Annotated in this window: 19 protein-coding genes and 1 tRNA gene; 11 read left to right on the forward strand and 9 right to left on the reverse strand. The window is 47.5% G+C overall.

From position 1 onward, the window contains the following. Positions 1-23 precede the first annotated feature (23 nt). On the forward strand, positions 24-1,802 hold the full coding sequence (locus XMG48_RS02070) for an O-antigen ligase (RefSeq protein WP_173480398.1): 1,779 nt from the start codon (positions 24-26) through the stop codon (positions 1,800-1,802). Here XMG48_RS02070 and XMG48_RS02075 read toward each other — a convergent pair. The 9 genes from XMG48_RS02075 to tsaD are packed head-to-tail and all read right to left on the reverse strand — an operon-like array spanning position 1,787 to position 9,507. Continuing rightward, positions 1,787-2,158 carry a Na+/H+ antiporter subunit G gene (locus XMG48_RS02075; protein WP_173480399.1) on the reverse strand — a complete coding sequence of 124 codons (372 nt, stop codon included), beginning with the start codon at positions 2,156-2,158 and terminating at the stop codon, positions 1,787-1,789. The two genes, XMG48_RS02070 and XMG48_RS02075, sit on opposite strands and share 16 nt — an antisense overlap. Before the next feature lie 19 nt (positions 2,159-2,177). After that, positions 2,178-2,447, reverse strand: coding sequence for a K+/H+ antiporter subunit F (locus XMG48_RS02080; protein ID WP_173480400.1), 270 nt, complete (start codon positions 2,445-2,447; stop codon positions 2,178-2,180). Beyond that, on the reverse strand, positions 2,441-2,938 hold the full coding sequence (locus XMG48_RS02085) for a Na+/H+ antiporter subunit E (protein ID WP_173480401.1): 498 nt from the start codon (positions 2,936-2,938) through the stop codon (positions 2,441-2,443). Before XMG48_RS02085 ends, XMG48_RS02080 begins: the two co-directional genes overlap by 7 nt. After that, the gene (locus XMG48_RS02090) at positions 2,935-4,446 is read right to left on the reverse strand and encodes a monovalent cation/H+ antiporter subunit D (protein WP_173480402.1); all 1,512 of its coding nucleotides are present in this window, start codon (positions 4,444-4,446) and stop codon (positions 2,935-2,937) included. Before XMG48_RS02090 ends, XMG48_RS02085 begins: the two co-directional genes overlap by 4 nt. Next, positions 4,443-4,787, reverse strand: a complete 345-nt coding sequence (locus XMG48_RS02095) for a Na+/H+ antiporter subunit C (RefSeq protein ID WP_173480403.1) — start codon at positions 4,785-4,787, stop codon at positions 4,443-4,445. Before XMG48_RS02095 ends, XMG48_RS02090 begins: the two co-directional genes overlap by 4 nt. Continuing rightward, complete coding sequence (locus tag XMG48_RS02100; protein WP_173480404.1) at positions 4,787-7,579, reverse strand: monovalent cation/H+ antiporter subunit A; 2,793 nt, start codon at positions 7,577-7,579, stop codon at positions 4,787-4,789. Before XMG48_RS02100 ends, XMG48_RS02095 begins: the two co-directional genes overlap by 1 nt. A gap of 43 nt (positions 7,580-7,622) precedes the next feature. Beyond that, a complete protein-coding gene (gene folK / locus XMG48_RS02105) occupies positions 7,623-8,102 on the reverse strand; it encodes a 2-amino-4-hydroxy-6-hydroxymethyldihydropteridine diphosphokinase (RefSeq protein WP_173480405.1) in 480 nt (159 codons plus the stop codon). Next, positions 8,102-8,461 carry a dihydroneopterin aldolase gene (gene folB / locus XMG48_RS02110; RefSeq protein WP_173480406.1) on the reverse strand — a complete coding sequence of 120 codons (360 nt, stop codon included), beginning with the start codon at positions 8,459-8,461 and terminating at the stop codon, positions 8,102-8,104. The genes folK and folB overlap by 1 nt, the downstream gene beginning before the upstream one ends. Beyond that, positions 8,458-9,507 carry a tRNA (adenosine(37)-N6)-threonylcarbamoyltransferase complex transferase subunit TsaD gene (gene tsaD, locus XMG48_RS02115; RefSeq protein ID WP_173480407.1) on the reverse strand — a complete coding sequence of 350 codons (1,050 nt, stop codon included), beginning with the start codon at positions 9,505-9,507 and terminating at the stop codon, positions 8,458-8,460. The genes folB and tsaD overlap by 4 nt, the downstream gene beginning before the upstream one ends. A 175-nt stretch (positions 9,508-9,682) precedes the next feature. Here tsaD and rpsU point away from each other — a divergent pair, with 175 nt between their 5' ends. The 10 genes from rpsU (at position 9,683) to XMG48_RS02165 (ending at position 22,524) form a co-directional block, all read left to right on the forward strand. Next, positions 9,683-9,898, forward strand: coding sequence for a 30S ribosomal protein S21 (gene rpsU, locus XMG48_RS02120; protein ID WP_169451420.1), 216 nt, complete (start codon positions 9,683-9,685; stop codon positions 9,896-9,898). A 70-nt stretch (positions 9,899-9,968) separates the two neighbouring features. Continuing rightward, a complete protein-coding gene (locus XMG48_RS02125; protein ID WP_173480408.1) occupies positions 9,969-10,412 on the forward strand; it encodes a GatB/YqeY domain-containing protein in 444 nt (147 codons plus the stop codon). A gap of 35 nt (positions 10,413-10,447) precedes the next feature. After that, positions 10,448-12,364, forward strand: coding sequence for a DNA primase (dnaG, locus tag XMG48_RS02130; protein WP_173480409.1), 1,917 nt, complete (start codon positions 10,448-10,450; stop codon positions 12,362-12,364). A 141-nt stretch (positions 12,365-12,505) separates the two neighbouring features. Continuing rightward, positions 12,506-14,338: an RNA polymerase sigma factor RpoD gene (rpoD, locus tag XMG48_RS02135; protein WP_173480410.1), complete on the forward strand. Its 1,833-nt coding sequence runs from the start codon at positions 12,506-12,508 to the stop codon at positions 14,336-14,338. Positions 14,339-14,524: 186 nt separating this feature from the next. Next, positions 14,525-14,601: transfer RNA gene (locus XMG48_RS02140), tRNA-Ile, on the forward strand. Positions 14,602-14,718: 117 nt separating this feature from the next. After that, complete coding sequence (locus XMG48_RS02145) at positions 14,719-16,143, forward strand: site-specific integrase (protein ID WP_217363799.1); 1,425 nt, start codon at positions 14,719-14,721, stop codon at positions 16,141-16,143. Further along, entirely contained in the window at positions 16,136-19,270 is a 3,135-nt protein-coding gene (locus XMG48_RS02150; RefSeq protein WP_173480412.1) for a hypothetical protein, read from the forward strand. Before XMG48_RS02145 ends, XMG48_RS02150 begins: the two co-directional genes overlap by 8 nt. Beyond that, positions 19,263-19,925 carry a hypothetical protein gene (locus XMG48_RS02155; RefSeq protein WP_173480413.1) on the forward strand — a complete coding sequence of 221 codons (663 nt, stop codon included), beginning with the start codon at positions 19,263-19,265 and terminating at the stop codon, positions 19,923-19,925. The genes XMG48_RS02150 and XMG48_RS02155 overlap by 8 nt, the downstream gene beginning before the upstream one ends. After that, entirely contained in the window at positions 19,925-20,383 is a 459-nt protein-coding gene (locus XMG48_RS02160) for a hypothetical protein (RefSeq protein WP_173480414.1), read from the forward strand. Before XMG48_RS02155 ends, XMG48_RS02160 begins: the two co-directional genes overlap by 1 nt. Further along, positions 20,380-22,524 carry an AAA family ATPase gene (locus XMG48_RS02165; protein WP_371731425.1) on the forward strand — a complete coding sequence of 715 codons (2,145 nt, stop codon included), beginning with the start codon at positions 20,380-20,382 and terminating at the stop codon, positions 22,522-22,524. The genes XMG48_RS02160 and XMG48_RS02165 overlap by 4 nt, the downstream gene beginning before the upstream one ends. The last annotated feature ends 330 nt before the right edge of the window (positions 22,525-22,854 follow it).

Raw genomic sequence — 22,854 nt, forward strand, 5'->3', positions numbered from 1 at the left:
TTTACCAAACTTATGGAGATTACATGCAACTATTGGGCCAAGATTCAGATGAGAGTCGTGCATCTAAGGTTTTAACGATTCTTTTGAGCCTGCTGTTTCTGGTTGCGCCCTTCTATTACCAGGACAATTTAGGTGGTGAAGGGTTGAATCTACCGTTTAATGCGGTGGTCTGGTTGCCGGTGCTCTTTATCATTGCGGGCGCCATTTTTAAGATTATAGAGTCTGGTGAATGGGTGCGTCCAAACTACCTTTGGTTAATTTTGGCGATGCCGATAGGGCTCTACCTGACGGGGTTTGTATCCGGCATGGATCGCCCCGGCGAGTGGCTAATTCGACTCGGTGTGGTGTTTGGCGGTATCGCGCTCTGGTTCTCCGTGTTGCAGTATCGACTCAGTGAGCAACAGATGAATCAGTTGCTCTATCTGTTAATGGCGTCGATGTTGATTCATGCCCTGGTCGGCCTGGTACAGATGATTTCACACCCACTGTTTAGAGGTTGGGTGCCTATCTCATCGGGCAATCGGCTGCTGGGGATGTTCCAGCAACCCAATTTACAAGCCTCATTGATGGCAACGGCAGTGGCGCTGGCACTCTGGTTAGCGACTACGAAAACCTTCAGTGAACAGCGCTGGCCGCAAAAATCAGCGCTCTTTCTGACGCTGTTTCTAGCGTCACTAGAGGTCGCCGCATCCGGTTCTAGGGTCGGTTTGATCGGTGCTGTGCTAGCGCTGTTGTTAATCTGTGTTGGGCGCATTAAAGCGTTAATCAGTCAGCCGCTATTGGCGATTGCGTTGGCGTTCACGCTGGGAACCGGAGCTATTGCCGGTTATCAAGCCAATGATGGTGCACTGCAGGCCTACAACAAGATCGAAAAACTGGCTGAGGAGGGTAAGGATGCTCGTCCTCATATCTATCGTATCGCCTATGATGTTTTTGAGCGCTCGCCGCTGTTTGGTCACGGCATCGGTAGCTTCCAGTCTGAATTCCAAAAAGAGCGTGTCACCTACTATCAGACAACGGACGCTTCAGCGGTCGATGGAAGTCCTCGATTCTCCCATCCTCACAATGAACTGCTGTTTTGGATGGACGAGGGCGGCTTGGTCGCACTGCTGGCCATTGGTATCGCGGTCTTAGGGGTTGTGTTGCAGTTGATCCGTTTAGGGTGGGGAGAGGGGTTGGCGCTTGCCGCACTGCTATTACCCATCGCTCTGCATACCCAGACAGAGTTACCTTTTTATATTTCAACCTACCACTGGATTCTACTGACACTGCTGTTAGCCGTGCTCTTCTCGCACCGCACTCTTATCAAACCGGTCAAACTCTCGCTGGGTGCGACCGCTCTTTTGAAAGGTAGTCCACTATTCATTGTGCCGATTATGGTGCTCTTTTTGGTTCACTCGCTGTTGTCGCAGACCGGAATCATGCAGTACTACAAACATCGCGGCACTGAGCCCACCCATTTGAGGTTCGCGCTCAACAATGTCTACTTTAAAGAGTTGGGTGAGTACTTTGTAATGCGCTCTTCACTCTATGGTGCGATAGAGCATCAAGATCAGAATGCTGTATTGGGCTTTATTGAGTGGGGCGAAGCTTATCTTGAACAGATACCGGATATTCAACTCTACAGAGATGTGGCGATTGCTCGTCAAAATATCGGGGATGAGGAGGGTGCGCTAGCGCTGATTGCTCAAGCGAAAGCGATCTACCCTAAGGATCGATCCATCGAAGATACTCACCGTCGATTAGAGGCCGGTGAGCCGTTGGTGACGTCGAGCCTAGCCTTGCCTCAATCCGAAGAGTGATTGGGAGCTTCTCGATCCCGAGCTACTTCAATCAGTTCCGCGTTTTTGGTCTTGTCGATCTGTTTTAAGCGCTGATGCATGGCTGTTTTGGCTAACAGGTGCCCAGTTAAAGGGGCGCTGATGAACAGGAACAGCGTGATCAAAAGTTGCTGCACACTTAATGAACCCTGATCAAACAGAGTGAATAGCATTGATGCAATCAAGATCGCACCCATACCGAGGGTGGTCGCTTTTGTAGGTGCGTGCAAACGGGTGTAAACGTCAGGAAGACGAATCAGACCCAGTGAACCAATCAGAATTAATGATCCGCCTAGCAGCAGTAGCAGAGATAGGATCAATTCAATCGCAAAATTCATAGTTGTTCTGTCCTATCCCTTACTCAATGATATCGCCGCGCAGAAGGTATTTGCAGAGCGCGGCCGTGCTGACAAAGCCGAGCATGGCGATTAACAGTGCGGCTTCAAAGTTGATTGAGCTGGCTTGCACAATGCCATAGATCAGAATCAAACCAATACTGTTAATGTAGAGCGTATCCAAGCTCAGAATGCGCTCGGGCAACGAGGGGCCTCTGACTAAACTGTAAGTGTTCATGATAAGAGCGATGCTGATCATGACGAGAACGATTTTAAGGCTGATCTCTAACATTGGAATATCTCCTTCAGCGGGGTCTCGTAACGCTGTTTAATCTCATCAATCAACGCTTGCTCGTCGGGAAGATCAAGGGCGTGTATGTAAAGCCACTCTCGATCCTTGCTCACTTCGGCACTCAAGGTTCCAGGCGTCAGTGATATGGTTGAGGCAAGCAGGGTGATCGGGAGATCCCCCGTTAAGTTAAGCGGGTAGGCGATAAAACCAGGTTGCAGTGCTTTGGTTGGCCCTAGAATCAATTTGGCTACCGCAAGATTGGCGACCACGATATCCCACAGTAATACCAGAATGTATCTGATCAGTGTTAGCGGTCTCTTAACCGCCATCTGTTGAGTCTGTAGAGGTTCTGTCAGTAGTGGGATTCCCAAGGCTAGGATCAACCCCAGCACTATTTGCCCGAGCGAGAAACTGTTGTTCATCAGCAACCAGACAATTAACAGAACCAGTGATAAGAAGGGGCGTGGTAGCCAAGATCGTACGAAACTCATCGTTGCACTCCTTTAGCCATAATCTGTGTCGGGTCCTGCTCAAACGCTCGTAACTGCTCAACAGTTGCGTCTGTGTACTGGGTGATTGGGCCGGCAAATAGGCTCATCAACGGTGCAGCGCTCAGCAGTATGCCGACCGCAATAAATTTACGCGTTGCTGAGGCCTTGCTGCTATCCGGTTTGCCGTTGGAACGCCAAAACAGTGTCGATCCGGCGCGTGAAAAGGCGACCAGTGCTGCCAAACTGCCGATCAATAACAGCGGCCAAGCCCAGACCAGTGCCGAGCTGCTGTCGATCGACTTCATGATCAAAAACTTACCAATAAAGCCCGACAGTGGTGGCATGCCGATCAGAGTTAGAGCTGCAATGAAAAAGAGTATCCCAATGCCCATCGGCTGCGCCAAAGAGCGACCGGCCACGATTCGGTCAAACGAGCGTTCACGCTGCTCAGCGATAATGTCCCCGATTAGGAAGAAAGCAGCGCCCGCTAGCGTAGAGTGAACGGCGTAATAGAGCGCTGCTGATAGCGAGTTTGCACTGCCAAAACCGACGGCCACCAACAGCGTGCCGACAGACAAAATGACTAAGTGAGCGGCTAGACGTTTCACGCTCGGTGCTGAAATAACCCCCAGAGTTGCCATCACCAGTGTGCCGAGCGCCAATACCCAGATCCAATCCTGTCCTAGATCGGTTAGAGCACCAGCGCTGTCACCAAAGATCAGGTTTTGAACGCGAATGATTGAGTAGATGCCCACTTTGGTCATGATGGCAAAGAGCGCCACAACGGGGCCTGGGGCCGATGCGTAGGTTCTTGGTAGCCAAAATTGTAGAGGCAGTAGCGCCGCTTTCAGAGCGAACACCGAGAGCAGCATCATGCCGCCAATCTTAGTCAGTTGAATCTCAGACTCATTAAGCTCACGTACTCGCAGCGCCATATCGGCCATGTTTAGGGTGCCGAGCGTGCCGTAGATGATGCCTAACGCAAACAGAAAGATCGCAGAGCCGACAAGGTTCAGGAAAACATAGTGCACAGCTGCACTGGTTTTGTGTTTTCCGCCACCGTGAATCAGTAGAGAGTAAGAGGCGATCAGCAGGATCTCAAAAAAGACGAATAGGTTGAATATATCCCCTGTCAGAAAAGCACCGTTGATCCCCATCGCTTGGAACATCATCAATGGGTAGAAGTAGCGCCCTTGGTTATCGTCACCTGCGCTGGCATAGAGATTGGCGGCCAATAACAGAACAGAGGTCAGCAGAACCATCAGACTCGATAGACGATCTCCAACTAGCTGGATGCCGAACGGCGCATCCCAGTTACCCAGTGCATAAAGCGTTACATTACCTGCTGATGCTGACATGAGCAGAGCGACTGAGACGATCACCATAGTGAGCGAACCTACCAGGCTGATGACACGTTGGCGCTCAATGCTTTTTTCAAACAGAGGCAGTAGCTGCAGCGTGGCTAACAGAAGCGGCAGAATGATAGGCAGAGTGATTAGGTGATTCATTTCTGCTCTCCGCTCTGTTCTGGTAGTCGGCCATCGACATGATCGTTACCTAGGTCGGCACGGGCTCGAATGGCCAGGATGACCGCGAAGGCGGTCATCGCAAAACCGATAACAATGGCGGTGAGAACCAGCGCCTGCGGAACAGGGTCCGGTATTGCTAGGCCAGATTTCAATACCGCGGCACCATCAATGACGAGTCTGCCGGCGGAAAAAATAAACAGGTTCACGGCGTAAGAGAGCACCGTTAAACCAAGTACCACTGGGAAAGTACGACCACGAAGTACCAGAAATACCCCCACAGCGGTGAGTAGGCCAATAATCAAACTGATCAGTAGCTCCATTATTTAGACTCCTCTGGACGTGCGTGGGTCGTCAGTGCACCAAGGTTCCCGAGTATAAGCAGCGTTGAACCAATGACGGTTAGGTAGACCCCTAGATCAAACAACATGGCACTGGCCAACTCGAACTTACCGATACCCGGCAGATAGAAGTAATCAAACCACGAACTTAAGAAGGGGTAGCCAAACAGCCAGCTGCCCATTCCCGTAGCGCCTGCGATGATCAAACCGACAGAGATCAGCCACTGGTAGTTCAGTTTCGAGCGTTCGCGCATGAAATCGACACCGTTGGCGATGTACTGCAGGATCAGTGCTACAGCGGTTACTAGACCGGCAATAAAGCCACCACCAGGCAGGTTGTGGCCACGTAAGAAGATGTAAGCCGACACCAAGAGAGCTAGTGGAAGCAGTGCTCTAGAGACGGTCGCAAGCATCATCGGGTGGTGATCGTTGCTCCAAGGTATGCCGTTAAGATCAGCTGATGGCATGAAGAGTTTCATACGTGCGATCAGTTTGTAGATACCTAAACCGGCAATGCCCAGTACAGTGATCTCGCCAAAGGTATCAAAGCCCCTGAAGTCGACCAGAATCACGTTGACCACATTGGTGCCGCCGCCACCTGTTTTTGAGTTGGCGATGAAGAAGTCGGCGATCGAGGTTTGCGGATGCGTCATCATGGCGTAACTAATGGTTGCCATCACACCACCAATCAGGGTTGCCAAACCAAGATCACGTACCACCGATGAGGGGCTAGCGGCTTTTGCAGTGACCTGTGGTAAGAAGAAGAGTGCGAGCATCAACAGTATCACCGTGACCACTTCAACTGAGAGTTGAGTCAGTGCTAGGTCAGGTGCTGAGAAGCGGGCAAAGATAAGCGAGACGATTAAGCCGACGACCGAGACAGCAATCAGTGCGATCATCCGTTTGCGGTGCCAGATCAGCGTCACCAGTGTGGAGACGACCAAAATGATGGTAGCGACGATGCTAATACCATCGACCGGCAGCAGTGGGCGTGCTCCCTCTAAATTGATCAGCTTCGTCATTGGAACCGTCGTAAAGAGCGCAACACTCAAGATGAACAGCATGGTGTAGCGTTGCAGCGATCCGTTCTCAAGTGTGCCGTAAATTCTTGTGGCAGCATCCACAATGCGCTTGATGTTTTGATCAAAGATCGCTTTAGCGTCTCGTTCAGGGAATTGCGCCTGAAACTCAAACAACTGCTTACGGGTCGCGTAGACGACAATGCCACCCAACAGTGCAATGAAACTCATCAGCAGTGGGAAGTTAAATCCGTGCCATATGGCCAAGCTGTAGTAGGGCGTCTCGCCTTGCAGCAGAGAGGTTGCAGCGCTGTGTAGAATCTCTGCAACTACCAGACCAGGGGCAATACCCACGACAAAACAGAGTGCGACCAGTATCTCGACCGGAATCTTCATGTAGCGTGGAGGCTCATGCGGTGTCTTAGGAAGATTGATCGGTTCACCGTTAAAGAAGACGTCATGAATGAAGCGCAACGAGTAGGCAACCGAAAAGATACCGGCAACAGTCGCTAGAACAGGCAGAATCCATGAGAGCGCACCCAGTGACCCCTGCTGTAGGGTCTCTGCAAAGAACATCTCTTTGGACAAGAAGCCGTTCAGTAGCGGTACCCCTGCCATGGCCAGTGCCGCGACCATCGCTAGCATTGCTGTGTGAGGCATGTATCTCCACAAGCCGTTCAGCTTGCGCATATCCCGTGAACCCGTCTCATGATCGATGATGCCCGCTGCCATGAACAGTGAGGCTTTAAAGGTCGCGTGGTTAATGATGTGGAAGGTAGCAGCGACCGCCGCAAGCTTTGAGTTTAAACCGAGCAGGAGCGTGATCAGACCTAAGTGACTGATAGTGGAGTAGGCGAGAAGCCCCTTAAGATCGTGCTTAAACAGAGCCATGTAAGCGCCAACCAGCAAGGTGGCAAGACCGGTCAAGGTGACAATCAAGAACCACATATCGGTACCCGCAAGTGCCGGGTAGAGTCGAGCCATCAAAAAGATGCCCGCTTTCACCATGGTTGCTGAGTGTAGATAAGCGGAGACCGGTGTCGGCGCCGCCATTGCGTGGGGCAGCCAGAAGTGGAATGGAAACTGTGCCGACTTTGTAAAAGCACCCAAAAGCACGAGGACTAGAATATAGGGGTAGAGCTCAGAGCCGCGGATTAGATCCCCTTGAGACAATACATCCGTCAGGTTGTAGCTGCCGACTACCTGGCCAATCAGCAAAATGCCTGCAAACAACGCCAAACCACCGATTCCAGTAATGGTCAGTGCCATGCGAGCACCTTTGCGCGCTTCGCTCTTGTGATTCCAGAAGCTGATCAACAAGAAGGAGCTGATGCTGGTCAGTTCCCAAAATAGCCAGAGTTGAATCAGGTTCTCTGACAGCACAATACCCAGCATCGCAGTCATAAAGAGAATCAACATCGCATAGAAGCGCGGCATGTTGTCCTGCTCGGAGAGGTAGTAACGAGCATAGAGGATAACAAGAAGGCCGATGCCTAAGATCAACAGGGCAAACAGCAGTGCAAACCCATCGAGTCGGAAGGCGAGTTCTAATCCGGCTGCTGGAATCCATTCGAATCGCTCAACAAAGCGCTCGCCATCGAGTACCGAGGGTGTGTATGAGATCAGGATAGCCAAAGCGACCGCTGGCAGTGCGGCCGTCGCAAACGCACAGGCCGTTCTCGACACCTTGTTGGCAGAAAGTGAAACGAACACCCCTATGAGTGTCAGTAGGGGGATCCAGAACAGGTTTAGCACCGAAGTAGACCTCTGAAATGTAAGGTTTTATCTTATTTCTGATCTATAAAGAGTGCGGGTAAAGGGATTGATTTTCAAGCAACTGATCCCTTTTTTTATTCCATAATTCAATAAAGGTATAACCAAGCGTTGGGTGTTGCTGGTTTGGGCATAGATCGGCGGCTGGCAGTAACACGTGTGCGTAATTTTCCAGGTCCTTATGTGGCAGGTTGAACTGCTCGGTTTCGACGATCTCTTGGTCAAAGCAGAGCAGGTCGATGTCGAGGGCGCAGTAACGACCGCTCATGCGTCCCTGCTGAATTTCAATCGACTTCAGTGCATCAATCAACGACGCCTTGTCTAGTTCTGTTTCAGCTTTGGTGACCAGATTAAGGTAGTCGGGTTGGGATGGATCGATAGCGGAGCTGCGGTAGCAGGGTGAGTGTTCGATGCTGCTGCAAAAGTGAGTGAGCTGCTCTAGGCCGGCGCGAATGTTGGATTCAGCATGATGGTTGCTACCGACGCCGAGCAGAATGTGGTGCACTAGAAACTCACCCCGCGAGCAATTCGAACGCCGACCAGTTCCGCTTCAGCTACGGCGATCGGTTTGCCGATTTCAAGACGCAGTCCAGGAATATTGAATTGAGCCATTAAGAACTCGGATAGATTTTCGGCGAGCGTCTCTAGTAGCTCCGCTTTGGCCTCTTGGCAGAACTGGATAACCGCTTCACTGACGGCGGCGTAATTGATAGAGGCCTCTAAATCATTGTTCTTGGCCGCGTCACGAATGTCGTTGGCCATCTCTAAATTGATCACCATAGGCTGAAGTTCTGTCCGCTCATGCGGATAGATGCCGATGATCGCTTCGAATCTAAGATTTTTTATAAAGATAGTGTCCATCATTGCACCTCTCCAACTGAACCAAGGGCTGGCAGTGTCTCCATTGGCCAGCGTGGCTGGGCTGTAATGGCGAGCGGTGAACGCTCTCCAGCCATCAAGCGCTGAGTGCCTGCATAGGCAATCATCGCGCCGTTGTCGGTACAGAACTTGGGGCGGGCGTAGAAGAGTTTAGCGCCCTCTTTTTTGGCCATATCGCCCAATTTTTTACGAAGTTTTTTGTTGGCGCTAACACCACCTGCGATCACCAGCTCTTTAAAACCGGTCTGTTGAATCGCACGGCGACACTTAATCGCCAATGTATCGACCACGGCATCTTCAAAACAGGCCGCAATGTCAGCTGAGGTTTGTTGATCCAGTTCGCCCATTTCGCGTTTTGCTGCTTCGACGGTGTTCAAGGTGAAGGTCTTTAAACCTGAGAAGCTAAAATCGAGCCCAGGACGATCGGTCATCGGTCTTGGGAAAGTATAGCGATCGCTGTTGCCATTTTCGGCCAGTTTGGCGATCAGCGGGCCACCAGGGTAGTCCAGCCCCATCATTTTGGCCGCTTTATCAAAGGCTTCGCCGGCTGCATCATCCAAAGATTCGCCCAGCAGTGAGTATTCGCCGATCCCTTTGACGCTGACGAGCTGGGTGTGGCCACCTGACACTAAAAGCGCGACAAAAGGAAAGCTGGGCGGTGTCTCCTCTAGCATCGGGGCTAATAGGTGGCCCTCCATATGATGGACGCCCACCGCAGGGATGCCCAGAGCTAGAGCCAATGCCCGACCGGTAGAGGCACCGACCATCAGGGCACCAATTAGACCGGGGCCAGCCGTATAAGCAATGGCATCAATAGAGTGCAACGTACACTCTGCCTCTTTACAGACTTCTCTAATCAGTGGGATTAGCTTGCGCACGTGATCTCGCGAGGCGAGTTCTGGTACGACGCCACCATACTCGGCGTGCATCTCTACTTGCGAGTAGAGCGCGTCACCTAAAAGGCCGCGTTCGCTGTCATAGAGCGCTACGCCGGTTTCATCACAGGAGGTTTCAATACCGAGTACAAGCATTCAGAGCTGGCCTTAATTAGTGCTATTAATGGTGCCTCATATTATTCAGAAATCTGGCTAGTTAGTGAAGCGTTAAATTGCTTTACATCAGGTGTGGTGCTCTGTATTATTTGGCGCCCTCGGAAAATTACGTCCGAGGTTAATTTAAACCAAACTTGAAAGGTAATTGGAAAACATGCCAGCCGTTAAAGTTAAAGATAACGAGCCATTTGACGTTGCACTACGTCGTTTCAAACGTTCTTGCGAAAAAGCAGGTATCCTAGCTGAAGTTCGTAAACGTGAAGCGTACGAGAAGCCAACTACTGCTCGTAAGCGTGCAGCTGCAGCAGCAGTTAAGCGTCACGCTAAAAAGCTTCAGCGTGAAAACGCTCGTCGCGTTCGCCTTTACTAATTAAGTAAAGACGCAGACTAGATTCCTTGTGGTCGAGTCTTTGTAGTAAACGATAGATTAGGTTATTGAGATGTCTTCATTGAAAAGTCAGATTACTGATGAAATGAAGGTTGCAATGCGCGCTAAAGATAAAGTGCGTCTTGGGACGATCCGATTGATGCTGGCTGAGATAAAGCGCATCGAAGTGGATGAGCGCATCGAACTTGATGATGATCGCGTGCTCGCGGTGCTAGACAAAATGGTCAAGCAGCGCAAAGACTCGATTGCCCAGTATCAGGCGGCTGAGCGTCCTGAACTGGCGGAAAAGGAGCAGCAAGAGACGGAGGTGATTAAAACTTTCTTGCCGCAGCCTCTCAGTGATGTAGAGATCGATGCAATCATCGATGCAGCAATTGCTGCAACCGATGCTTCCGGCATGCAGGCGATGGGCCAAGTGATGGCCATCATCAAGCCGCAACTTCAAGGTCGTGCCGACATGGGAGCCGTTTCAGGTAAGGTCAAAGCGAAACTCTGATAGAGTGTTCGCTGGAACAGACAGCGAGCAGTTGAATGTCAGGAAGAATTCCGCAGCACTTCATAGATGACCTTTTAGCGCGAGTGAACATCGTTGATGTGATCGATTCGCGCATCAAGCTTAAGCGTGCCGGTAAAAACTACTCCGCACTCTGCCCATTCCATAAAGAGAAATCCCCGTCGTTTTCAGTCAGTCCTGATAAGCAGTTCTACTACTGTTTTGGTTGTGGTGCTGGCGGCAATGCGCTCGGTTTTGTTATGGAGTATGAGAAGCTCAACTTTCCTGAAGCGATTGAAGAGTTAGCGCGTACCGTTGGTGTGGATGTGCCGCGTGAGCATGATCGTCAGCGCGATGTGGCTTATGAGAAACAGGTCAAGAAACAGTTCGATCTGCTCGAGAGTGCTAACGCCTTTTACCAACAGCAGTTGCGCAATCACAGCGACAAAGCCAAAGCAGTAGCCTATCTGAAAGAGCGTGGCCTAAGTGGTCAGATCGCTGCGCGTTTTCAATTGGGTTATGCCCCTCCGGGTTGGGATAATCTGCAGAAACACATTGCCAAAGAGACTGAGGACGCCGATTCGCTGCTGCTAAAGTCCGGCTTGATGGTCGAGAACGAAGAGCGCGGCCGTCGTTACGACCGTTTTCGTGACCGTATTATGTTCCCTATTCGTGATATGCGTGGTCGCACGATCGGTTTTGGTGGACGTGTATTAACGGACGAAAAACCGAAATACCTCAACTCCCCAGAGACCGATACCTTCCATAAGGGTAAAGAGCTTTATGGCCTCTATGAGGCGCGTCAGCATACCGGCTCATTAGAGCGTCTGCTGATCGTGGAAGGCTACATGGATGTGGTGAGTTTGGCGCAGCACGGTTTAACCTGGTCGGTGGCTACCTTGGGTACAGCAACCACTGAAGCGCACCTCGAGCGTATCTTTAAGATAGTGACTGAAGTGATCTTCTGTTTTGATGGGGATGCTGCAGGGCGTCAAGCGGCCAAGCGTGCGTTGGATACCTGTGTGCCGGTTATGAAAGATGGCCTAACAGCCCGTTTTCTATTCCTGCCCGATGGTGAAGATCCCGACACACTGGTGCGCAGTGAAGGTCTGGATGCCTTTACGGCACGAGTGGATGAGTCTCTGCCGTTCAGTGAGTATTTCTTTAAAGCCTTGAGTGACAACATCGATCTCACTTCTATGGATGGTCGAGCTCGATTTTCGACCCAGGCGCTGCCCAAAATTCGTAGCATGCAGACCTCGGTGCTGCAGCAGATGATGTTGGATCGGGTTGCCGAGATGACCGGTCTGACGATAGAGCAGCTCGATACCATCGCGAATCTGCACTCCAAAGTGGAGACGATCGCTCCCGAACCTGCTGCTCGACCCAAGCCCTCGTATCAGTCAGATTCGATGCCGGATTACGACTCGGGTGAGTATCAGCATCCGCGCTATTTCGAATCGGAGTCGAGCTCCTCAGATTCTTACTCCTCTCAGACTCCACAAGCTTCAGGGCCAGTGCGATCGGGTATCAGTACTAAGATCAACTTGGTTAACTCTGCAATCTCGATACTGCTGCACCGTCCTGACTTAGCGCATCAGGTGGTTCAGGCGACCGAATTGGAAGGGCTCTACGTTGAGAATATTTCGCTGCTTAGGCAGTTGCTCAGCTATCTGCAGACCACTCCCGATGCGAGTCTGGGTACGCTTCTGTTGGATTGGCAGCGTGACCCAGAAATGGCGCCCAACCTGCTGATGCTTAATGAGATCTCACAGGTCGATCCAGTGCTCGACAATGTCGATGCCAAGGTGTTGCTGGATGATGCCATGGGGCGCTTATTATCACGTAAATACGAGCACGAATTGGCTGAATTGACACGTCTCTCGCGTGAGCGACCACTGACTAACGAAGAGAAACAACAGCTGGCGCAACTCTTGGCGCGTAAGGCCTTGTAAACCCTTCGCTCTGTCCCCATTTATAAACTATTAATAACCCTGCCGTTAATCCGTCTTTAACTGGCAGAGGTTGAACTTTTTAGCTATACTTCGGCGCTTGCAATTTTTGCGCGCCCAACGTGGCTAGACACAGGATTTTAAATGTCTGACAACACTGAACAGCAGCAATCACGCCTTAAGGAACTTATCGCTAAAGGTAAAGAACAGGGCTATTTGACCTACGCTGAGGTGAACGATCACCTCCCTGAAGATATCGCCGATCCCGATCAGGTAGAAGATATCATCCGCATGATCAATGACATGGGTATCTCTGTGTCTGAAGTTGCGCCGGATGCTGAGACCCTTCTAATGACCGATGGTGATGCAGGTGACGATACTGACGAAGAGGCGGTTGCCGCTCTTGCTGCAGTGGAATCGGATGCCGGTCGTACTACCGATCCCGTGCGCATGTACATGCGTGAGATGGGTACCGTTGAGCTGCTGACTCGTGAAGGCGAGATCGAAATTGCGAAACGAATTGAAGAGGGTATCCGTGGTGTCATGGGGGCGCTTGCTCAGTTCCCAGGCAGTGTTGCCTTGGTGCTTGATGCCTACAAAACAACCGTTGAAGAGGAGGGTCGTTTAAGCGATTTGTTCAGCGGTTACATCGATCCTGATGCTGAAATCGCCAATAACAATCCTATTCCTGAAGAGGAGGAGGTTGAAGACGCAGACGATGATTCGGATGACGACGACAGCAACGATGATGATTCAGAAAAGGATCGTGGTCCAGACCCAGAAGAGGCGGCTGAACGTTTCGGTGCCATCGAAGAGGCTCTGGCTAAACTGATTAAAGCAGAGAGCAAAGGTCGTGATTCATCAGCCTTTGATGCAGCCCTAGAAGAGCTGGCACTGGTATTCGCTCCCGTTAAGCTGTCGCCACGCTACTACGACATGTTGGTTAGCCGTGTTCGTGGCTACATCGATCGCATCCGTACACAAGAGCGCAATATCATGCGTATGTGTACTCAGAAGTGCCGTATGCCGCGCGATCAGTTCATTAAAACCTTCCCAGGTAACGAAACTAATCCTGATTACTTCGATGATCTCGTTAAAGCGGGTAAGCCATACTCTGATGCGATCTCAGCAAGCCTAGATGATCTTAAACGTGCACAGCGTCGTCTGGTTGCCGTTGAAGAGGAGCTAAACATTGATCTAACCGAGATCAAAGAGGTTAACCGTCAGTTATCGATCGGCGAAGCGCGTTCACGTCGCGCGAAGAAAGAGATGGTTGAAGCCAACTTACGTCTGGTTATCTCGATCGCTAAGAAGTACACCAACCGTGGTCTGCAGTTCTTGGATCTGATCCAAGAGGGTAATATCGGCTTGATGAAGGCGGTTGATAAGTTTGAATACCGTCGTGGTTACAAGTTCTCGACCTACGCGACCTGGTGGATCCGTCAGGCGATCACTCGTTCGATTGCCGACCAAGCACGTACTATCCGTATTCCAGTTCACATGATCGAGACGATCAACAAACTGAACCGTATCTCGCGTCAAATGCTGCAAGAGATGGGTCGCGAAGCGACACCGGAAGAGCTGGCAGAGCGTATGGAGATGCCGGAAGATAAGATCCGTAAAGTATTGAAGATCGCGAAAGAGCCGATCTCGATGGAGACTCCAATCGGTGACGACGAAGATTCGAGCCTAGGTGACTTTATCGAAGATACAACGATGGACTCACCGATCGATTCAGCAACGGGTGAAGGCCTACGTGAATCGACTCGTGCTGTCTTGGCGGGTCTTACTGCTCGTGAAGCAAAAGTACTTCGTATGCGCTTTGGTATCGATATGAACACTGACCACACTCTAGAAGAGGTGGGTAAGCAGTTCGACGTAACGCGTGAGCGTATTCGTCAGATCGAAGCGAAAGCACTGCGCAAGCTTCGTCACCCAAGTCGTTCTGATCACCTACGTGGTTTCATCGACGAATAAATCTTTGATTTATAAGTTATTGCGCCCATATTACCAGCTAGGTATTATGGGCGCGCTTCTTAGGGCCCATAGCTCAGTTGGTTAGAGCGCTCGACTCATAATCGATCGGTCGCAGGTTCTTATGAAGGGTAACCTGAAAGGTTGCATTTGTAGGGGTTATAATTTAAGGTTTGAAGCCTTATATGTGGGAATTTAGCTCAGTTGGTTAGAGCAAACGACTCATAATCGTTAGGTCAAGGGTTCGAGCCCCTTAATTCCCACCATTTCAATAACTTATCTCATTTTTTAAAGCCCTTTGATGGGCTTTTTTTACGTCTACATCTCCGAAATATGTGTTTTTATACAGTGCCTGGTTGACTGATAAGGATTACCGTTCTAATATGTCAAATATCTCGATACATTTAAAAGGGGTGTTGATGAAGAATTTTTTACTGGAACGGGTTGTAGGAAGGCGAGCATCTTGGATGCTGTTGTCCTTGCATGCTTCGGATTCAGGTTCTGTCGAATACAAACCCTTCACTGATTACGTTGAATGGCTTGAATTTACCAAGGGTTATGCAAGTGCAACCGTTGATCAATACGCAGGTCATGTGGCGCGATTCATAGATTTTATATTCGAAGCTTCCACATTAGATCTTAAAACATCTGAGATCTCAGATTTGCTTTACATGTATCAAGATTATTTGCTCTACGCCCGTGATAGTGAAAATCCTATGGTTGTAGAGTTGTGTGAGCGCTTGGGTAAGAGGGAAAAGACATCTGTCAATTCTGTTTCACAAGGTATTGAATCCGCATTAGGTGGATTTATTACCCTGCAAATTGTAAAGAGCGAATCAATCAGTCATGGGAACGTCTTTAGCAAGTTTGTGACTAATGGCTTTATCAGGTCGTCAAGCCAGAAGGCAGCTATCAAAGATTCGAGCTGGTTAGCAGGCACTGTTAGAGGAAGTCTAGAGCGTAGTTTCGTAGATAAACGAAAAGCAAAAGTCTTCTCAATTTCCAGGCGCAATAGGGATTCAAATAAGAAAAAGTACGATAACGGTGAGGCATATCCCTTAGAGTTGGTTGAAAATCTTTTGATGCTTAAGCCAAAGCGTAAGTCTCGTTGCTTTCATCGTGATATGGCAATTTACTCCCTGTTGGCAGCGATAGGTTGTAGAACACATGAAGCATTACAATTGCGCGTGTGTGATATTGATTTTGAAAATCGCAAGATTCGTTTGGTTAATCCGTTTACCAGAGATAATCCTGGCTTGACTTCTGAAGAGGCAAAAGTGCTTCGCTGGAAAGGTCGTGATACGGAAAAGGCATTACCAATGTTTCCGTTTGATGACCACTTTTGGGAACACCTTAGATTGTACCTAAAGGATTTTTATCGCACTAATGTAAGCCATGACTTTATCTTTCAGAAGTCTGACGGAAGACCTTATTTTATTACTAACAGAAGCGACAGAAATAAACAGTTTAGGAGCTATGCGAAAGCCTCTGGATTTGAAAGTATTAACTTAGGTCTTCACAGTCTTAGGCATATGTACGGGCGTTATTTACTTAATTATTACCCGAACGGTAAAGGTGGCTATGGTATGCCAATTGAGTATGTTCAGCGTTTGATGGGGCATGCAAGCATCACATCAACCAAAAAATATGCGATTCATGATATGGACTTGTTAGAGGCTTATATAGAAACAGCCAATCGCCTAAATCGCGGTCAAAATATAACTCTAGAAGAGGTTAAAAATCGCTTTATCGATGCACAGATTGAGGAACTTAAGGCGATGAAGACGGGGTTGATTGAGCATGTTTAATAGCTCAGATAGCGTTGTTTTTATAAAGAATGGAGAAGAGTTATATTCGGCTATCCTGGATAGCATAACGATAGCTCGTAACATTGTTGCCAGAGCTTACGGTAAAAATGTTTTAAGTGCTGATGAAGGTGGAAGTAGAAAATACCCATCAGCCACAATTTTTAGATTTCTTGATGGATACACTTCAAGAGAAAATCGTGTACTTTTTAATGAAGATTGGGTGATTAATGTTCTGAGCTTAGTCACCAATGGTGTTCAGGGTTATGGCAGCGTATATGCAATTTGTACTGAGCTAGGTAGGTCTCGAAAACTCAATAATGGTTTAACGAAATACTGTAAGGCTGATGCTCTTCTTTTATTGCATTTGCTGTGGGTAGGTAAAGCAATATTACTCCCTGTGAATGTGAGCATGCCAACACGAAATTCAAACATTGGAAAAGAGTTATATGCTTGCAGTGATTTAATGCCTGAGTTGCTTGGTATTTTCTTGGGTGAAAATGAAAAATATCCTTTGGAAAGTATTGTTGATGCGCGTTCCATTAAAAACACTCTTTGGTATGCGTACAGGGTAATTCGTGCAAGTGATTGGTATAGCGTAAGTGATATAGAACAAGCTGATTTCGTAACAGCCACAAACTTTACCTATTCGCATCCTGGCTATCCATTCACGCTTAGACAGTGGCTTCTTGGTTTGGGAAATGTAGTTTCAGATCTTCCGTATGATTTGGCTAAGATTCCTGTCGGTAAACTTGGCGGACAAGTCCAGATTTTAACCGAGGAAGGGGAGATAGACTTAAACGCTGACCACGGATTAGGTGAAGAAGGTAATAGTAAGATTAATCAATGGAATCAATACATTCATAAGTTTGGTCAAGCGAAAAAAGCTCAAGGAGCAAAGTCTTGGAAAGACTTCGTTAAGATTCCCTCAGTGATTGTAGGTTGGTTGATCAATGAGGTGGCATCCGTTGATCAGGCTAAAATTCCAGCTATTTCTGAGTTTAAACGTATTCATCTTGATGGATTTGACGGCGTGAAAGGGCTTCTAGAGTACGTTCGAGGTGATAACTCACCAAAGAGCTACCAAAGCAACCTATATAAAATTGATAAATTTTTTGATTATTTATCAATGCATGATGAGTTCAATTTCAGGAACCAGATAAACAGAGATATAGATTTTCCGTTGGTTAAACGTAGTAACAGTACATCTAAAGTCATTTTTGATGGGGATTTATTTGCACCGTTGCTCAGTTTTGCATATGCGCTTGCTGACTGGGGTTGGTACTTATTCGAGAAGTCTAAGGATGATGGTTTAGCAGGTGTGTACTACAACAATTTGAAGGTTGTCGATAATGAAAGTGTGGGATTCATTCCTATTTTTTGGGTCGATGGAAAGCCTTATCCTATAAAGTTTTTAACGCCTAAAATGGCTCCAATGGCGAATAGGCAATTTAAGGGCGTATCTACAACTCGTAATGTTCCCGATCTCCACTACGTGAACTTGTTCACTGTTCTTTGTGAAACTGGTATTAGAGGTATGTCTGCACGCTGGCTGGATGTCAGAAACTATAGGAAATCGGTGAATCCAAGAACCTATCGTGAAAGAGATTATGGCATCACAAAATTACATGTGAATACGGATAAAGTTGGACACAGTTGGGATTCAACGGTGGTCAATACCGTAATAGAAATCCTTGATAGACAGGCTGAATTCAGAAACGCAATGGATGAAGAGTGTCTTACCGTGGAGTCTTGGTATGACGGTCATGAACAATCCCCATTCGGGAAGATATTGCCACTGTTCGCGCTTGGTGGTGTGTCTAGGGGGGCGGTAAATGGGCACTCCCCAATCACAGATGCCTCAATGAGAGCCGCTCACAAAATGTTTATTTACCTGTTTCAAGCTTACTACTTTGAAGCAACTGGCGAGAAGATTATGGAGCTAGATTATGATCCTACTGACGTTGAAGAATTTTCAGTGTCTACGGATTATGGCTTTGAAAATATTCTGAAGGCTTATAACCGTGATCTAATTAAAATAACGCCGCACAGTGCTCGTTCGCAGGTGGTCAGTCAGTATATTACGATTCTCCCTCCTTCAGAGGTTATGAAAATCACGGGTCATACTACCGAAGCTCACTTAGTCTATTATGCTCAGCTCGATAGAATGGTGCTTGATAAGGCAAAGGAGAAGCAGTTTGAGGAGATTGTAAGGGAGTTGTCTGATCCCGCATCAATCACTGCTCAGGCGGAAAACTCAGCATTAAGAGAAAGTTTTAGGAAAAACCGTGATGCGATGCTGAGCGATTTTGGGGCAACAAGCTTTACGACAAACGAAAACAACAGTACGTCAGAAGCAATCGATGCGGTTGAGTTGATTAAGACCAAGAATGTGGATGAAGTAGCATTTAATACAACTCACATTTGCCCATTCAATAACATATGTCCAGAGACGTTACTTAAACAATTCAATACTGATGAAGCTAGTAAACCTTGTGGCGGTTGTTACTACTCTGTAAAAACGGTTGATCATATACCAGCTATTCTCGCTAAGATTCGTGCGTTTACCGATGAATCAAGCGAGATTCAGCAATACCTTAAAGAATCTAAAGCAAGTGGTGCTGATGCAAATGCGCTAAGTTCATACGTCAAGCGTAGACGATTCCTTTCAGATGAGATAATCGCTTGGACAGTTACGTTTCAATGCTTAGAACAGATGGCTAATGTGTTAGCTGAACGCGATGATTGGCTAGTTCAGAAACCAGAAATGTTGTCTAAAGAACTAACAAAAATGGAGATAAAGAATCCCCAATATCAAGGACTGTTGGTTAAGGCTTCTGAGGCTAAATCTTATGCAGAGTTCTTTACTCCAACGTTAGAGCACCAGATAACAAAAGCTCGCACAAAACTACTAGCACATACGGGTAATTTCAAAGCGTTGATGGACGAAACGCCGAATGGCTTTGCTTTGATTGACCAATATCGTGGTTTGGTGAATTCCATTTGTTCGACTCTCGGAATCGGAGTTACTGATTTGGCAGAGAAGCTTGAGCAACCGATTGCATTGCCTGAGCCTTCAAATTCGCCGCTGCTACTTTTATCGACCGCTGGTGGAGGTAATCATGCCTAGAGGTGCAAAACCTGGTGAGAACCGATTTAAGGGCGCTCAGAAGGCGTTAACCAAATACCGACTGAATCGGTTGAAGGATATTGTCGTTCCAAAGTTGCGAGCATTGGCAGCGCATACGTCAATTAGCTCTATCAATAAGTTCTGTAGCTTAGCGGCGGATATTTACAATGAGGATTTGCCTGTTAACGAAAATCCTATTAGCTACAGACGCTTGAATCAGAGTAAAGATTACTGGGCTATTGTTGGCCCTGTGTACTACCAACACTTCGCGAAGAAGAAGAATCTTGAAGACTTCAAAGCTTCTTCGACATCTACTCTAAATTCTCAAAGGGTAAACGAACTAGATAAGCAAATAGAGCGCCTACAAGCCGAAAATAGGGCTCTTAGGTTATCCCTAGGCAGTTTACCAAAGAGTCCTGAAAAAGCCGATACGGGCGATTCTGAGAGGTCTCAGCGTGATATAGACAACATGGGTAAGGTAATCGAGCTACTGATTGCGAAATATGGTGTTGTAGAAGTTGATTTGGAAGGAATTGCGTTGCGAGACTTAGCAGACGATTTAGAGGAAGTCGAGGGAATGCTTCCTAAGGACGTTGTAGAGTCCTATATCCGTTGGCTAAAGAACAAGTCATCTAAGTTGAATGGTGCAGTCTAATGAAGCCGTTTGAGCGATATAGAGATTACGTAGCAGGGTTGGAAAGGGAGGGAAAGACGCTCCCGACCAATCAGTTTGGTGATTTAAATTTTACTCAAATAGCGTCTGATTGCGGAATGCGCCGTCAGTGGTTCTCAGAAAATTCGGGTAAGGTTTTTGGTAGTGACGGTAAGACTCTTAAGCAGATAATTTCGGATGATTTTACCGCCTTAGGTACGGATAAAATACAGCCGAAGGACGTTTCTGAAACCCTTGCAAAACGCTCTGAGGCAAAGTCGAAAGAAGTTAATAGGTTGAGAAAAACCCTAAATCTTAAATTAAATGAGATTGAGGCTCTCCGTGAAGAAAACGAACAATTGAAAGCTGAGAACCGTCTTCTCAAGGCTAAATGTGGCGAAGAGGAAGATCGTATCGAACTACTAAGAGATACGGGAAGGAGCTTCAATTGGAACGTGTGACGGGAGTCTTACAGGTCAATTCGGTCACGCCAGGTAGTATTGGTGGTGCGGTTTTTTCAGGTCGAATACTTGGTCAGCGCCGTGTCACTGTTTGCAAGGCAAACTATAAAAAAATTGTAAGGATTCCACAGCCAGGTGAGTGTTGGCAGATAGATGGATTTATAGCCTCGCACGATGAGTTTCGTAATTTTATTTCCATTGAAAACTGCCATCTGGTATCGCTTCCAGAGTCAGGATATGTAAGGAATTTTTTTCTTAAACACCCCGCTTTCCGTGGGTTTGGATTTGGATCTAAGAAAGTTGATAAATTGATTGATGCATTTGGCGCATCAGCTTTGATCTCTGCGCTTGACGCAGGAAAAGTAAGTCATCTCGCAGAAGTCGTTAATCAAAAACTAGCTGAGCAGATTATTTCTACATGGAGTCAGTTATCTAATGAAACAGAGACCATAGGTTTTCTGGTTGAAAATAAGATTCCTGTAGAGCTAACAAAACGTATCCTAAGAATTTGTTCTTTTGACACGGTTAATCGCATCAAACGTAACCCTTACGTCTTAGTTGCTTTCAGCAATGTAGTTCCAAAGATTTGGGTAACCATAGATTCCCTTGCAGCACGATTGGGGATCGAAAAAAACGATAGCAGACGATTAGTCGGCGCGATTGAATTGGCGTTGTACAGGGAGCTTGATCAGGGCAATACAGCCTGTGAAGTAAGTGTATTGAAGGATGGTTTTTCGAAAATTACCAAATCAACAGACTTATTTAATGTAGCAATGCAATCTGCACTAGATTCACGAGTTGCCTGTCTATTGGAGCGTGATGATCATAAATACATTCAGTCTATAGGTGCTGCAATCATCGAGCATGAAGTTGAGAATAAAATCTGTGAGATGGCTAAGGCTCCTCTGCAAATCGATTTGGTTACTGATGTTTCTAGCCTAATTCAAGACTATTCTGATTCCTTTCAAAAGCTATACGGATTTGCACTGAACTCGCAGCAAAAAGAGGCTGTTGAAACTGCTTTGAGTAACAAGATTTCCGTTGTTACAGGGTTTGGCGGAACGGGTAAAACAACTGTTCTACGAGCCATAGTTGAGTTGGCAGGTAGACCTGTTTATGTGCTTGCGCTTTCGGGTAAGGCTAAAGAGCGAGCAAGAGAATCAACAGGTGTAGATGCCTACACAATACATGGATTTATCAAGCGTGTAGCGGATGGAGAGCTGAGTGTTGAAGGTAATCCGTTACTGATTATTGATGAAGCCTCAATGGTTGATATAGCGCTTACAAATAAACTCCTTAGGGTTATGGGTAAGAATGAATTCTCGCTGGTTACGGTGGGAGATACGGGGCAGTTGTCACCAGTAGGATTCGGCTTGTTCTGGCATCTTCTGGCTAAGTCTGACTTGGTACCAGTAGTTAACCTTACGGAAGTTCACCGAACGTCTTCTACCTCGTTACATGACGCTGCAATGTCAATTAGAGAAGGGGTTCTACCAGAAATTCCAAACTGGAATGGTGAGTCCAGCGGAATCTTCTTCGTTGATTGCGAGGTAAACCAAAAAGAACTTTGTAGGACGTTGGTGAGAATCCGAAAGTCCGTTAATCAAGACCATCAAATAATCACGCCTTACATGTATGACGGTGCAGTTGATTCAGGTAATGCGATTAATAATGCGATTCAATTCAATGAACATCTTGAGGATGCGCAAGGACTTTACCTTGGCTCATTTTGGTTGAAGCAAGGTGACCCTGTTATTGTCACGAGCAATAATTATGAACGTCAGCTGTTCAATGGAAATATTGGTCATCTTGTCGAGATTCTCACGGAAGATGAGCAATTAGTCGGGGTGTTAGATTTTTATGGCAAAACACATCATCTATCAGTAGCAGATTGTTGGGAGCTTGGGATTCGATTGGCGTATGCAATCTCAATACACAAATCCCAAGGTAGTGAGTACGATACATCGATAGTATGTGTGGTGTCAGACACAGATATGCTTGAGCGAGGTATGCTCTACACAGCAATCACGCGCTCAAAGAATCTGACTCTTTTGGTAGGTAGTAGAGATGTGGCGCGTAAGGCTGCAGAACGCCAAAATCGAGCCGACATGCTGAGCGTAGGTTTTAGTGTGAGGGCATAGAATTTTTTAAACTCACCAATCTAAAATTTTACTTTTGCCACTCACTCCAATTAATCTATAAATAGAAACAAGAAAACAGGTGTAGCAATGAGAAAAGTCCTCGCAATTCTAGTAACAATTTCCTTGATTTCAGGCTGTCAGACTATTGGTAGACCTGGCTCTAAACTATGGCACAACACTGCTTCTATCGAAGAGCAAGTGCAGTATTTCTCCAGTATTTGTAGGAGTTATGGGTTCAAAGAAGGAACTCCTGAAATGAGTCAGTGCATTTCTCAAGAGCGCATGAACTCATCGAACGCTGCCGATCAACGGGCGGCTAGGGGTGCAGCG

It is taken from the genome of Marinobacterium sp. xm-g-48, from assembly GCF_013282925.1.
In the GTDB taxonomy this organism is placed as follows: Bacteria; Pseudomonadota; Gammaproteobacteria; order Pseudomonadales; family Balneatricaceae; genus Marinobacterium_E.

Bases quoted from the DNA above. Each gene is read 5' to 3' on its own strand.
- dnaG (WP_173480409.1), top strand. From the start codon at position 10,448: ATGTCAGGAAGAATTCCGCAGCACTTCATAGATGACCTTTTAGCGCGA.
- XMG48_RS02125 (WP_173480408.1), top strand. From the start codon at position 9,969: ATGTCTTCATTGAAAAGTCAGATTACTGATGAAATGAAGGTTGCAATG.
- XMG48_RS02090 (WP_173480402.1), bottom strand. From the start codon at position 4,446: ATGAATCACCTAATCACTCTGCCTATCATTCTGCCGCTTCTGTTAGCC.
- XMG48_RS02160 (WP_173480414.1), top strand. From the start codon at position 19,925: ATGAAGCCGTTTGAGCGATATAGAGATTACGTAGCAGGGTTGGAAAGG.
- XMG48_RS02075 (WP_173480399.1), bottom strand. From the start codon at position 2,158: ATGAATTTTGCGATTGAATTGATCCTATCTCTGCTACTGCTGCTAGGC.
- XMG48_RS02145 (WP_217363799.1), top strand. From the start codon at position 14,719: ATGTCAAATATCTCGATACATTTAAAAGGGGTGTTGATGAAGAATTTT.
- XMG48_RS02095 (WP_173480403.1), bottom strand. From the start codon at position 4,787: ATGGAGCTACTGATCAGTTTGATTATTGGCCTACTCACCGCTGTGGGG.
- tsaD (WP_173480407.1), bottom strand. From the start codon at position 9,507: ATGCTTGTACTCGGTATTGAAACCTCCTGTGATGAAACCGGCGTAGCG.
- XMG48_RS02155 (WP_173480413.1), top strand. From the start codon at position 19,263: ATGCCTAGAGGTGCAAAACCTGGTGAGAACCGATTTAAGGGCGCTCAG.
- XMG48_RS02080 (WP_173480400.1), bottom strand. From the start codon at position 2,447: ATGTTAGAGATCAGCCTTAAAATCGTTCTCGTCATGATCAGCATCGCT.
- XMG48_RS02070 (WP_173480398.1), top strand. From the start codon at position 24: ATGCAACTATTGGGCCAAGATTCAGATGAGAGTCGTGCATCTAAGGTT.
- XMG48_RS02085 (WP_173480401.1), bottom strand. From the start codon at position 2,938: ATGAGTTTCGTACGATCTTGGCTACCACGCCCCTTCTTATCACTGGTT.
- rpsU (WP_169451420.1), top strand. From the start codon at position 9,683: ATGCCAGCCGTTAAAGTTAAAGATAACGAGCCATTTGACGTTGCACTA.
- folB (WP_173480406.1), bottom strand. From the start codon at position 8,461: ATGATGGACACTATCTTTATAAAAAATCTTAGATTCGAAGCGATCATC.
- XMG48_RS02150 (WP_173480412.1), top strand. From the start codon at position 16,136: ATGTTTAATAGCTCAGATAGCGTTGTTTTTATAAAGAATGGAGAAGAG.
- rpoD (WP_173480410.1), top strand. From the start codon at position 12,506: ATGTCTGACAACACTGAACAGCAGCAATCACGCCTTAAGGAACTTATC.